Raw genomic sequence first — 12,758 nt, forward strand, 5'->3', positions numbered from 1 at the left:
ATTCTGTTAAGACTCAATCTCAGCCAGTTCCATCCAGCGTTCAGTCGCAGCATCAATAGCCTGAGTTAAAGTTTCCACCTTTTGATAGAGTTCCCCAACTTGGGCGACTTTACCCGGAGCTGCATTATAAAGCGCTCTCTCTGCCTCAGCTTTTTCGGTTTCCAATTGAGCAATCTTGGCTTCAAGTTTCTCAAACTCGCGCTTTTCCCAAGTTGAAAGCCTACGCCGTTTGTTGTTATTGTTACTAGCGGATTGTGGCTCTGCTGGACGTACTTGGAGCTGCACTGACTTTGAGCTATCCTTAGCATTGGCAGCTTCGCGCAATGCTGCTTCTTCTTCGGCTTTCTTGTAGTCCAAGTAAACTGAGTAATTGCCTGGATATTGGCGCAGATTGCCACCCTCTTCAAAGGAAAATATTTTGTCTACGGCGCGGTCGAGGAAGTAGCGATCGTGGGAGACACAAATCATACAGCCGGGGAAATCTTCTAGATAGTCTTCTAAGACCGCTAAGGTTTGAACATCTAAGTCATTGGTTGGTTCATCAAGGATGAGAACATTAGGCGCACTCATCAAAACGCGCAACAGAAATAGGCGACGTTTTTCTCCACCAGAAAGTTTATGAATCGGGGCATATTGTTGATTGCCAGGGAATAGAAAACGCTCCAACATTTGGGAAGCCGTAATCTGAGTGCCATCGGCAATTTTGAGATATTCTCCAACTTCTTTAATGTAGTCAATCACTCGCAAATTTTCATTCAATGCAGCGAGTAATTCTTCAGAGTGTTGGTTAAAATAGCCAATGTGAATGGTAGAGCCAATGTCAACGCTTCCAGAATCCGGTTGAACGCGCCCAGTGATAATATCCATCAAAGTCGATTTGCCTGCACCATTGCCACCGATGATGCCGATACGATCTTCGGGACTAAATTCATAGGTGAAATCTTTGATTAAGGTGCGTCCATCGTAGGCTTTAGAGATATTCATTAAATCAATAACTTTTTTGCCAATCCGACGACTCAGAGTGGAAATATCGACTTTGCCCTGAGTCTGTTTGAACTCAGTTGCTTGCATCTCGTGGACGCGATCGATCCGAGCTTTCTGCTTGGTACTCCGGGCTTTTGGCCCTCGCTTCAACCATTCCAATTCTCGGCGAAGTACTCCCTGATGTTTGCGCTGACTGCTGACAGCAGACTCTTCAGCGAGGGCTTTTTTCTCTAAATAGTAGGAATAGTTACCCGCGTAAGTGTAGAGGTCGCCTCGGTCGATTTCAAGAATTCGGTTGGTGACGCGATCGAGAAAATAGCGATCGTGAGTGATGAGCAGAATTGCTCCTCGATAGCGGTTCAAATAGCTTTGTAACCACTCAACAGATAGGGCATCTAGATGGTTAGTTGGTTCATCCATCAGCAACACTTCGGGTTCCGAAAGCAAAGCGGTTGCCAAAGCAATTCGCTTGCGATAGCCGCCGGATAGAGTAGCAATTTTGGCGTTAAAATCTTCAATTCCTAGCTTGGTGAGGATGATTTTGGCATTTGTCTCCAGTTCCCAAGCACCCGTGGCATCCATGCGTTGCATGACCGTAGAGAAGCGGGACATGAGCTGGCTATCTTCTCGATTGTGAGCCAGTTTGTCTGACAGTTCTTCATATTCGCGGACAAGGGACATTTGCTCCCCGCTATCGGCAAAGACTTGCTCTAGAACAGTGAGATTTTCATCTAAGTCGGGTTGCTGAGGTAAGTAAACAATCCGTACTCCTGAGTTGACTAAAAGTTGACCGCCATCAATCGGTTCTAGTCCGGCTATCATCTTCAACAGCGTTGATTTTCCAGAGCCGTTGGTGCCGATTAGTCCGACTTTATCTGTGGGATCTAGGCTAAAGTTGGCATCTTTTAAAATTTCTTTGATACCAAAGTCTTTTTTAACTGATTGCAGTGTAAATATGCTCATATCATTCTCAACTTTGTTTGGAGGGAGTAGGTGTTGCCCGTGAGTTGCCTAAATAGAGGGCGAAGCATTTGGGAGCGGAATTTCTTGGAGTGTGTTTGGGTTTATCCCCCGAATGCTTCGCCCCTACAAAACCATCTATGTAGGGGCGAAGCATGAGCATAACTGAGCGTAACGATGTGTTAGCTGGCAACCCTTAATTTTATTCGCTCATGGTTCGCCTTCTTAATTCTGAAGAGGCGAATCTACCCCCTAAAACTATTGAGGGGCAGTTGCATCCTGAAGATTACCCAGGTTGAAGAGGAATGGGATACTGCTATTAGAGTCACCACCCGTGACGAGAACTTTTGGCATTTGGGAACCTCCTTGTCTCCACGCTTCGATCGCTTCTTTCTGAAGAACTAGCCCACCACCTTGTTGCTTTAAGGTTTCAGCTAGGAGTCGTTGAGCCTCAGCTCTACCTTTAGCACGATTGATGTCTGCTTGGGCTTCTTGTTCAGCTTCTTGCGCCACATAAACTGCTCGTTGCGCCCGCTGTTCGGCAATTTGTTTCTCTTCAACTGCCCTCGCAAACTCAGGGGAGAAAGTTAGGTCAACGACACTAGTATCTAGCACGATAATTCCGTACTTATCTAACCGTTGACCCAAGGCAGTATCAAAGTCTTGTTTCAGTTCCTCTCTTTTAGTAATTGCTTCTTCAACGGTTCTCCTAGCAGCTGCTACTTTAAAAGATTCCTGAGTCTGCGGTGCAATAATTTTTGACACGATATTTTCTAAGGTTCCTTGTTTCCTTCTCACCTCAACGACTTGGGTAGGATCGAGGCGAAAGTTGATGGCAAATCTAGCAGTGAGATCCTGTAGATCCTTAGTAGAACTCTGTGCCGGAACTTCAAATTTTTGCACGGTCAAATCATAGATGTCTACGACTGATATCAGTGGTGGTTTGAGGTGGATGCCCTCTAGCACGGCTCCATCCCTCGCTTTCCCTAAGATGCTGATGACTCCTGCCTGACCTGGGTTAACAATTACAAAAGAATTGAGACTAATGAAGAGGACTAAGGCAGTGATAATCCCTAGAATTGATAATTGTAAATTCTGCGCGTACTGATTTTTCAAGAGCCGATCTCCTTTTGTTTTGGTGTGACTCAGGGGTTATGGTCTGCTACCTCTACTTCTGTATCACCCTTCTCCACGGTAAACTAAAACTCATGTTTACCCGTTTTCTACCATCCGCAGCCCAAGCGCTGACAGAATCCACCTCGATTGCCCTTGCAGAGAGTATCGAGCAGACGGCGATCGCAACTCCTCTCTCGCAACAGGCGATCGCTACCACCTACGTTCATCAGGGTAGCGGCGGAACGCCCATCCTGTTGCTGCATGGCTTCGATAGCTCTATATTCGAGTTCCGTCGCCTCCTACCACTGCTGGCAACCCAGAATGAAGCGTGGGTTGTGGATTTGTTGGGTTTCGGCTTTACCGAACGACCGGCTGGACTCCCGTTTAGCCCAACAGCCATTAAAACCCATCTCTACTACTTCTGGAAAACGCTGATTAACCAGCCAATCGTTCTCGTGGGAACTTCAATGGGGGGTGCAGCGGCAATTGATTTTACCCTCACCTACCCGGAAGCGGTGCAAAAGTTGGTGTTGATTGATAGCGCTGGTTTCGCTAGTCCCCCCAACATCGGCAGGTTGTTGTTTCCTCCCATCAGTAACCTGGCGACTTCATTTTTGCGAAATCAGAAAGTGCGCGATCGCATTTCACGCAGTGCTTATCACGATCAAAGCTTTGCCTCCCTCGATGCCTTGCTCTGTGCGGCGTTGCACCTGGATCTCCCCAATTGGCATGATGCCCTGATTGCATTTACCAAAAGCGGGGGGTACAACTTTTTGAGCGATAAAATTGCCCAAATCGCCAAGCCGACACTGATTCTGTGGGGACAGTTCGACAGGATTTTAGGGACGGCTGACGCAGAGAAATTTAAAAGAGCGATCGCGCTTTCTCAACTCATCTGGATCAAGAATTGCGGTCACGTTCCCCACTTGGAACAGTCCCAGATTACCGCCCAGCATATTCTAGAGTTCATTTAGAGCGTATTTATAAAAATGCCCTGGCGACTGGAAGGCGCGGCTACACAAGCAAAACCCTTGATTCTTCGTTTGTGTAGGCGCGATTTCTAATCGCCGGATATTTTATAAAATTAATTTTTCCTTCTTCTTGCCCTTTGACTTAATCGCCCTCGATTCAATCGTAAACTCTGGAATCTCTTGGAGTTGGTCTTCACACAAGCTGTACTGCTCGCAAACCAAACTCAGGCGAAACCCTGAACTGGTGACTTGATTCACTGAATGAGTTAAATCGCCCTGAAAATCTAGCAACGTGTTGGCTTGCGGGCGGACTTGTCCTACATTGCGCTTCTGGCAGCGTAACACTAACTCTCCTCCCATCAAATCCCGTGGCACTTGAACATAGAGGACACTCACCCAGGCTGGCGGTTCGATACTCTTGCAGTAAGAGCGCAGACTGCGGTCAATGTGGGGATCGACGCGGGAACCCTCTTTCAGCATCAGGGGATTGAGATAGAAGGCATTACACGTCGAGTGCAAAGCCACGTTGAGATAAGGTTTGAAAAAGGGAAAACTTCGTTCAACTTCGCCCAAGCCCGAACGCTGAAATACAATCGAAAATCCCTTCGTGCCGATAAAGTCGCGGTTCAAGTTGTTAACCGCAAAATAGGGACAAGCGAGAATCTGCCCCTGCAATTCGCTGAGGTAGTCAGGCTCAAAAACTTGGTGCTGTAGGCGGTAGTAGCTCAAGAAACTCTCAAAAAATGAAATGTCCTTCTGTTAGTTGTATCGCTTGTTGCACCTTGTTGTGTATATTCCACCACCCCATTCCGACTATTTCAAAATTAAGTAAATTATTTTTACAGAAATGAATAAATCAGCAATTTAGGAATTAATAGGTTTACTCTACTTTGTATCCATCATTGTTTCAGGGAAATGGTGCGACCATGATGCTGAACACATACAAAGTAGAAGAGTGGGATGCCAAGCTGTTTCTGAACCGCTGCGCTAAAGCACATCCCCGTCAAGACACTCTCCTCTACCTTGCTGTTAGCAATGATTGTTCCCACCTGGAAAACTTAGCCGCCGAAGTTCAAAATAATCTTCATGGCTGGTTTGACAGCGACGAGCCGATTTTATTGGGCGCGAACGACCTGAGTGTCATTGTCAACTGCTGCCAACAAAGCCCCATCGGTAAATTGCTGCCGGGTGCCCTCTACGTTCATGTGTCAGCACTTTCTCAACTCGACCCTCTGCTGAGGCTCTACGAGGGCTATGCAAGACGAACAGTAGGACGTATTGATGGCGCTACCCTAATAAAATTCAACATCGAGCAGCCTAAAATCTCTTACTTGTTGTATCCTGACTTTGATACCGACCCTCATCCCGCCTTGCAAGCTAGCATTCAGATTGATGTTCGGGACGGGAGTTCAACTTACCGAGACTACAGTACTAGCGACAATCCCCCTGTCCTCCACCGCAAAGAAACCTTTGTCACCCCCGATTATCCCCACTACGAAAAATTCGCCAACCTCACTCGGCAAGAAGAGAAATTGCGGCTTTTAGACAAAACCCGTGGCATTGGAACGCTTCGGGGTTGGTTAGAATGCTTACAAGATTATGGTGTCGAAATCCAGGGTCATCAAGTTATTCGGCGGCAAGTTGTAGAGAACTTACATCCAACCTCTCTACATTCGACACTGCCTAAAATAGAGCGTCACAAAGCTGCAATTGCTCGTAAAAATCTTTCTCGCCCCGTGCGTCTCGCTTTAGAAGCTGGCTTATTTAGTGAAGATAGCACTTTCTTTGACTATGGTTGTGGCTACGGAAGCGATATTCAGCACATAGCGGAAAAGGGTTACACCAGCGCTGGCTGGGACCCTTATTACTCTCCGGATACCCCTCGCACCACCGCTGATATTGTCAATCTCGGTTATATCATCAATGTTATTGAACGCACAGATGAGCGTCGAGAAGCATTATTAAACGCCTGGGAGTTAACAGAAAAAGTCCTAATTGTTGCTGCACTGGTTTTAATTGATGACCGAGGAACGGGTCAACTTGCCTACGGCGATGGGGTGATTACTCGCCGCAATACTTTTCAGAAATACTACGAACAGGAAGAACTGAAAATTTATATTGACCAGGTTCTTAATGTTAATGCGGTGCCAGTTGCATTAGGCATTTACTTTGTTTTCCGAGATGAAAGGCTTGCCGAAGCTTACCGCGCCTCTCGCTTTCGTTCTCGCGCCACAACTCCCAGAGTTCGTGCCAACATCAAGCGATTTGAAGATTATCAGGAAATGCTGGCACCCCTAATGGCTTTTGTCACCGAACGCGGTCGTCTGCCTGTCAAAAATGAAAAACCAGAATTGAAGAATTTGAGGGCTGAATTTGGCGGGTTTCGCCGTGCCTTCCAGGTCATTTTACAAGCAACTGACCAAAAAGAGTGGGATGCGATCGCTCAAAAACGCCGCTTAGACCTTTTAGTTTATCTCGCGTTAGGCAAGTTCAATCATCTGAAGCTCAAACAAATCTCCCCAGAAGTCCGTAACGATATCAAATGTTTATTTGGTAGCTACGACGAAGCCTGGGAATTAGCTGAGGAAATGCTATTTAGTCTAGGCGATCCCGGTGTAATTGCCCACTGCTGTCAACAAAGCTTGGTTGGCTGTACCAGTGGTTTTAAATACGCACCTCTCTATCCTAGTTCCTTCATGGTTCATGTCTCAGCTTTTTCCGAACTCGACCCGTTGCTGCGCCTCTACGAAGGCTGTGCCAGCCGTACAATTGGACGCATGGATGAAGCCACACTAATTAAATTTCACACCTACAAACCAAAAATCTCATATTTGTTCTACCCCAATTTCGATACCGATCCTCATCCGGTTCTGCACACCAGTATGCAAATCGATCTGAGAGATTTGAGTGTCAGCTATCGGGATTACGAAGATGATGTTAATCCACCAATCTTGCATCGAAAAGAAACGGTTGTCTACCCAGATTATCCTGGCTATAAAAAGTTTGCAAAGCTCAGTAAACAAGAGGAAAAACGGGGACTCTTCAAAGATACCCGTGCCATTAGAAATCTTCAGGATTGGCAACGATGTTTAGAAAACCACTCTTTAGAAATCCAAAAGTATTGTCTTCGTCGGCGTACAGATACTGACTCGATTCAAGTGCAAAAAATAGCAATGGCTTGTGAAGAAATGGAAAATCAAAAAAGGCAAGTTTATCAAAAATAAAATACTATATAATTAGAATAAAAATGCCTAATTAAGTTATTAAGCATTGAATGCGGTAAGTCATTAAGGAACAATTCTTTTAAGACCACACACTATTTATTTTTTTCGCAACAGATGCGATTTTACTCGATAGACTGTTTCCGCAATTGCTTTGCTAACTTAACCCAATGTTCAATTCCTTTCTGTGTCGGTTGTCCCGACGCTGTAAATGTTCTAATATCTCTCTTGTGTTGAGCGCCATAACTAATATGAATTGGTTTATTGAATCCGTAAAAATATAGAGAATCAAAGGGTAATTCTTGATTTAATATCCAGTCAACCACTTGATTGCTAGCTAAACCTAAAATAATAAAATCACAGGCAGCACCTAGCCGTTGGCAGTAATATTTACCATTTTTATTTACTTCATGCGCCATGTGCTGGTCTAGTTCCGGTGCCACCCGACCATTTTTATCACCTGTTTGTGGATCTTTTCTATCTAGGTATCTTTTTAAATCCTTAGAGCAAAAGCCATAAGTTAGGTGGAAATTATTAATACCGAAAGAATCAATAATGGGATCTAAAATAAATTGATTTAGCTTTTGTAATGCAGGTAGCGTTTCTGCTATATTTTGAGGAAACGGATAAATTTTAGATGTGTACTTTTGATAAGTCTGCGTGCAGATGCAAAAATCTTCTAAAGTAAGGTATTTTCCCAGAAAGACTTCTTTCATCGTTGAGGAACTATCGTGCATCAAGATTACAATAAACTGGTACGCGATCGCATTCCCGAAATCATTCACCAAGCAGGGCGAGAGTGTGAAGTAGAGGTAATGACAGAAGCAGCGTATCACCAAGCATTGCGAGATAAACTCATCGAAGAAGCGCAAGAAGCCGCTGAAGCTACTGCTCAAGACTTAGTGAAAGAACTCGCTGACCTATACGAAGTCATCGATGCCTTGTGTGCAGCTTGTCAAATAGAGCGTTCCTCAATTTTGGCAGAACAAGAAAAACGACGTTCAGAGCGAGGTGGCTTTGACCAGCGCTTTCGATTATTGTGGACTCAGTAGCCGCGAAGTCGATACGGTAGAGGTATGGATAACCCGCTACACCTGCTAGACATCGCCGAGTCTTATCTAAGAAAATCGGTTGCACCATTAGCCACACAGATAGATGGCAGCCCAGAAGCACTACGAGAGGCGCTTAAAGGACTTGGCGAACGTTCTTTACTGGCGTTGCGAGTTCCCCAAGAGTGGGGTGGTTCCGAAGTCAGTGAACAGACTTTTCGAACTTTTCAAGAGCTAATTGCAAGATATTCCGGTGCTTTGGCATTCTTGCAGACTCAACATCAAAGTGCCGCTGGGATGCTTGTCGCCAGCAAAAATTGTTCTCTTAAATGCCAGTATCTTCCCCGTATGAGCAACGGGCAGATTTTAGTCGGTGTCGGCTTCTCTCAATTGCGGCGGCAGGGCGACCCAACTGTGAAAGCCTTTCCGGTAGAAGGGGGATATCATCTAGAGGGACAAGTGCCTTGGGTTACGGGCTGGGGCTTGTTTCAAGAGTTTATTGTCGCCGCAACACTCCCCGATGGGGGCGCAGTCTTTGGCATTGTGCCCTTTGTTACCAAGTATCAGGAGATGGGGGGTGCAATTACATTTACCCAGCCAATGCAACTGGCAGCAATGACCTCAACCAATACTGTCACTGCAAATCTTACCAGTTGGTTTTTGCCTCAAGAGCGTGTTGTCTCTATCAAGCCTGCGGGTTGGATTCACGAAAACGATTTGAAGAATGTCCTTCACCAAGGCTTTTTTGCTTTGGGATGCGCTAGAGCTGGACTTGATATTCTGGAAGCTGCTGCTCTAACCAAGCCTAACGCCTTTATTTCCAAAGCTTTTAAGTCACTCAACCGGGAACTCACTGCTTGTAGCACTGCCATCAGACATCCCCCTAAGCCTTTTGCAGATCGTCTGCAAATCCGAGCATGGGCGATTGATTTAGCAGTGCGGTGTGCCCATGCTGCCGTTACGGTTTCCAGTGGTGCCGCCAACTACAGCCACCATGCAGCACAGCGAGTTTACCGCGAGGCACTGGTGTTTACTGTTTCTGGCCAAACTACGGCTGTAATGGAGGCAACGCTCAGCAGGTTGGTGCGTTCAGAATCCGCACTTTCTCTCAGCACTGAGGAGGCTCAGCCTGGGACTGAGAAACAGCAACTTGAAACTTATTCCTCATCCGATTAATCTATGAATCGCCAAGAAGTTGAAGATAGAACGATTCTGATTGCTTTGACAGGTTCCAGGGGCTACGGTTTAGCGACTGAAACCTCAGACTATGACTATCGCGGTATTTTTGTGGCAACTAAGCCTTATTACCTGGGATTTTCTCAAATTCAACAAAAGGATAGAGCTTGGACAGAAGAGCCAGGAGAATTTTCTTATCTGACTAAAGATACTTGTATTTATGAGCTGAAAAAATTTTTAGAACTGTCTGCCGACAACAACCCAAATATTTTAGAGCTTCTCTGGTTCAAAGATTATGTTCTTTTAACTGAAGTCGGTAATACCTTGAGACGCCATAAACAAATGTTTCTGTCAAAAAAGGTGAAGCATACTTATGCGGGATACGGTTATGCCCAAATAAAAAAATTAGAGTCTCACCGCCGCTGGTTACTCGAACCTCCAACCAGACAACCTGAGACAGAAGACTTTGGATTAGAGCCTGCCCAAGCGCTGACGGTGGGCGAAATCCATGCGTTTCTAGAATATCTCTACTTGTTAATTAGAGACCGAATTCAGTTTTTGGAAGAAGCGCAGGAACTTTATAATTTGCTAACTGCCGAAATTGATTTTAAGGGAGTATTGAAGCAATACGCTTTACCAGAAGAACCGCTGGAGTACACCCGGAAACTTACCAACAGCTCGGAAGAATTTATTAAACTGCTGCAAAAAAGTCAGCAGTTTCAAAATGCCCGACGAGAATACGATAACTACCAACAATGGAAGAAAAATCGCAATCCCGCACGGGCAGTGATGGAAGCTAAAGTGGGGTATGACTCTAAATTTGCGATGCAGGCTATCCGGTTATTAAGAACAGGTATCGAAATTTTAGAGACACAAACCTTAATAGTCGATCGCCGGGAAACCGGAGATGCACGGGAATTGCTAGCCATTAAAAACGGCGAGTATCCCTATGAAGAAGTCATGGCGATCGCTAACAATTTGTACAAAGGACTCGATGAAGCCTACGCTAAATCTACCCTGCCTAGAAGTGTAGATAGAGAAGCAATTAATCAACTTTGTATTGATTTAGTGGCAATGCAAGGGTGGTAAGGCTAATAGCGGACAACGTTTTGTCTTTTGCAAATTTGGCTTTTACTTTGTACCTTGTACCTTTTTTTGCCACTGGTCAATTGCCTTCTGGGCAGTCGTATAGGTAGGTGTGTCTTTCGGGACTAAAGCCGCCGTCTGAATGGCTTCTTTAAGCCTTCCATCAGAGGCGCGAGTCTGCGCTGTCTGATAAATCGTTTTGCTCCACTGGGCAATTAACTGTTGTGCCTCGGTATATCCAGGCTGATCGGGGGGTACTTTGCGAACAGCGGCGATCGCGCGAGTGTAAGACGAAGCTTGTCCGGGTTGAATTAATCCTTGAGCAGATTGGAGAAGGATTTTGTTGGTTCGCTGTTGCTGTGCTTTTTCACGCCAGCTGGCGATCGCTCCTTGAGCTTCCTTATAAATGGACTGATTATCCTCTGGAACCAGTCGTGCCGCCGCGATCGCCTTATCAAACTGCCCTTGTTTTGCCCGCCCGTTAGCTAAATCCAGAATCACACCGCTCCAGCGTGCAATGTCTTGCTGTGCCTGTTCGTAGAGAGGTTCGCCGGGTTTTATTTTCTGGGCTTCTGCGATCGCCTGACTAAACTGAGAAGCTTGATTTGGGACGATCAAAGTTCTTGCTTTATCCAACACCGCTTGATTCGCCCCCGCTTGGGTCTCGGTGCCCCCCGCTGCATTCTGGGATTTGGAACCTGAAGAAGCTGACTGTAACGATACAGCAGCCGGTGTGGTGCTGCCAGGAGTGGCATTTGTTGAAGTATTTATTGCCTGCTGACCGATAAATGCGGCTCGGTTACGGAGAAATACCCCCCCAATCAATGCCACTATCAGTGCGATACCACCGCACCACAAAAGCAGATTCAGCCACCAGGGTGTGTCATCTACTACCCTTGTAGATGACACACTTGTCTGGGGGACGATAGCACCTTGACCAATCCCTGAGCGGATGCCGGAAGGGTTATAGTTTGTCTCCGATCCTTTAGAAGTCTGCTTCTGGGTCAAGGCGGCTGCACCAGCTACGTTATTATGCCCCACCATACCCGGAGTAGCCTCCTGACGCTCCATTCCGACGTTGTGCATACCAGAAGTGGAAGCTACTGGAGGTGTATCTGAAGCTAAGGTCGCATTCCAGTTCATCGCTCCGTTCGGGAGGAGCGTTGGGAGTTTGTAGTTACTTGCCGAAGAGGGTATTGCACTCAAGGGTATCTGAACGGGTCGCCAGTGGTGTTCGCTCAACTCAGGCAGGTGCGAGCGCAGATAACGCTCCAGACTCTCCAAATTCTTGCCTTGGTTATATCGCAGTCCTTCTAGCAATACTGCTGTAAATAATCCATGACCCAGTGAGGACGCTTCGTAAGAAAATTGATCAACTTGGCAGGACAGGACTGTGGCAATACCCATTGTTTGGGCTAATTCCAAAGTTTGCGCCCCTACCTTCGCACCTGCTTGACCGCCCTGACTGCGGTTTATATCTAGCAGCACCAAAATATTTTTAGCCGCCGACTCTTTGAGAGTGGTAAAGAGCGATCTTACTGATATACCAGTTTCCGCTATTTCATCTGGGTCTCCTTGACTGGGCATTAGGTAATCCTCCCCGTCGAGAGTCATTCCATACCCACTGAAAAAGAACCAGAGCGAATCATCGACGTTTACTGGCGCATGGCACCACTCATCAAACCAATCCAGCAGGTTTTCCTTAGTAGGGTAAGTTGACTGATCGCTAATCGGCGGTGAGGTGTCCGTTAACAGCAGACACTCGTCTGCTGACCATCCAGCTTCGTCAACCAGAAACTGCCACAGCGTCTGTGCATCCGCTTGGGCATAGCTTAGAGGCTGGAAAAACTGATATTGATTGATGCCAATTGCGATCGCCCAGTGATTTGCCATGACCCATGCCCCAGATATCTATTAGAGAGGGTAGCCCCAAAATAGCATTTACTAACAAGCAAACTACAGGAAACGGCTTCTTTTGGCAATTGCACAGTGGAAACAAAGCAGTTTGCATTAGCTCAATCCTATAATAAAGGGTCGCTCTTGAAGAGCGACCCTTTATTATAGTCAATCTAACTAAAAATCAACCTGGCACTGAGCTATTTTCCCAGGCAGTCACCCACCGAGTATCTTCGCCGCAGTTGCGTTTCACCTCCGAGTTCGGGATGGAGTCGGTGTGGTTCCACAACGCTAGTAGC

10 protein-coding genes and 1 rRNA gene are annotated in these 12,758 nt (G+C 46.2%); 5 read left to right on the plus strand and 6 right to left on the minus strand.

Going from position 1 to position 12,758, the window contains the following annotated elements; translation table 11 throughout:
- Window positions 1-6 precede the first annotated feature (6 nt).
- Together NDI33_RS12825 and NDI33_RS12830 are read right to left on the minus strand one after the other, a co-directional pair.
- Window positions 7-1,947 carry an ABC-F family ATP-binding cassette domain-containing protein gene (locus NDI33_RS12825; protein ID WP_190675072.1) on the minus strand — a complete coding sequence of 647 codons (1,941 nt, stop codon included), beginning with the start codon at window positions 1,945-1,947 and terminating at the stop codon, window positions 7-9.
- 255 nt (window positions 1,948-2,202) lie between these two features.
- Window positions 2,203-3,060, minus strand: a complete 858-nt coding sequence (locus tag NDI33_RS12830; protein WP_190675075.1) for a prohibitin family protein — start codon at window positions 3,058-3,060, stop codon at window positions 2,203-2,205.
- 92 nt (window positions 3,061-3,152) lie between these two features.
- On the opposite strand from NDI33_RS12830, the gene NDI33_RS12835 reads away from it, so the two are divergent.
- Window positions 3,153-4,034: an alpha/beta hydrolase gene (locus NDI33_RS12835; protein ID WP_190675078.1), complete on the plus strand. Its 882-nt coding sequence runs from the start codon at window positions 3,153-3,155 to the stop codon at window positions 4,032-4,034.
- 102 nt (window positions 4,035-4,136) lie between these two features.
- Here NDI33_RS12835 and NDI33_RS12840 read toward each other — a convergent pair whose 3' ends face one another.
- Window positions 4,137-4,760, minus strand: a complete 624-nt coding sequence (locus NDI33_RS12840; protein ID WP_190430688.1) for a 2OG-Fe(II) oxygenase — start codon at window positions 4,758-4,760, stop codon at window positions 4,137-4,139.
- A 197-nt stretch (window positions 4,761-4,957) separates the two neighbouring features.
- On the opposite strand from NDI33_RS12840, the gene NDI33_RS12845 reads away from it, so the two are divergent.
- Window positions 4,958-7,255 carry a DNA phosphorothioation-associated putative methyltransferase gene (locus tag NDI33_RS12845; protein ID WP_199302386.1) on the plus strand — a complete coding sequence of 766 codons (2,298 nt, stop codon included), beginning with the start codon at window positions 4,958-4,960 and terminating at the stop codon, window positions 7,253-7,255.
- Between the two features lie 122 nt (window positions 7,256-7,377).
- On the opposite strand, the gene NDI33_RS12850 is transcribed toward NDI33_RS12845, so the two are convergent.
- Window positions 7,378-7,968: a hypothetical protein gene (locus tag NDI33_RS12850; protein ID WP_190675081.1), complete on the minus strand. Its 591-nt coding sequence runs from the start codon at window positions 7,966-7,968 to the stop codon at window positions 7,378-7,380.
- Window positions 7,969-7,983: 15 nt separating this feature from the next.
- Between NDI33_RS12850 and NDI33_RS12855 the strand changes: the two genes are divergently transcribed.
- From NDI33_RS12855 to NDI33_RS12865, 3 genes are read left to right on the plus strand one after another with little or no spacing between them, the layout of a single operon-like run.
- Window positions 7,984-8,304 (plus strand): nucleoside triphosphate pyrophosphohydrolase, encoded by a 321-nt coding sequence (locus NDI33_RS12855; RefSeq protein WP_190675083.1) that lies wholly within the window; start codon window positions 7,984-7,986, stop codon window positions 8,302-8,304.
- Between the two features lie 24 nt (window positions 8,305-8,328).
- Window positions 8,329-9,477 carry an acyl-CoA dehydrogenase family protein gene (locus NDI33_RS12860; RefSeq protein WP_190675087.1) on the plus strand — a complete coding sequence of 383 codons (1,149 nt, stop codon included), beginning with the start codon at window positions 8,329-8,331 and terminating at the stop codon, window positions 9,475-9,477.
- 3 nt (window positions 9,478-9,480) lie between these two features.
- Window positions 9,481-10,566 (plus strand): nucleotidyltransferase domain-containing protein, encoded by a 1,086-nt coding sequence (locus NDI33_RS12865; protein ID WP_190675089.1) that lies wholly within the window; start codon window positions 9,481-9,483, stop codon window positions 10,564-10,566.
- A gap of 42 nt (window positions 10,567-10,608) precedes the next feature.
- Here the strand turns inward: NDI33_RS12865 and NDI33_RS12870 are convergent, their stop codons facing one another.
- The gene (locus NDI33_RS12870; RefSeq protein WP_190675091.1) at window positions 10,609-12,456 is read right to left on the minus strand and encodes a caspase family protein; all 1,848 of its coding nucleotides are present in this window, start codon (window positions 12,454-12,456) and stop codon (window positions 10,609-10,611) included.
- A gap of 190 nt (window positions 12,457-12,646) precedes the next feature.
- Window positions 12,647-12,758 (minus strand): 5S ribosomal RNA (gene rrf / locus NDI33_RS12875); the annotation flags it as partial.

The organism is Trichocoleus sp. DQ-A1, from assembly GCF_039961955.1.
GTDB lineage: Bacteria > Cyanobacteriota > Cyanobacteriia > Cyanobacteriales > FACHB-T130 > FACHB-T130.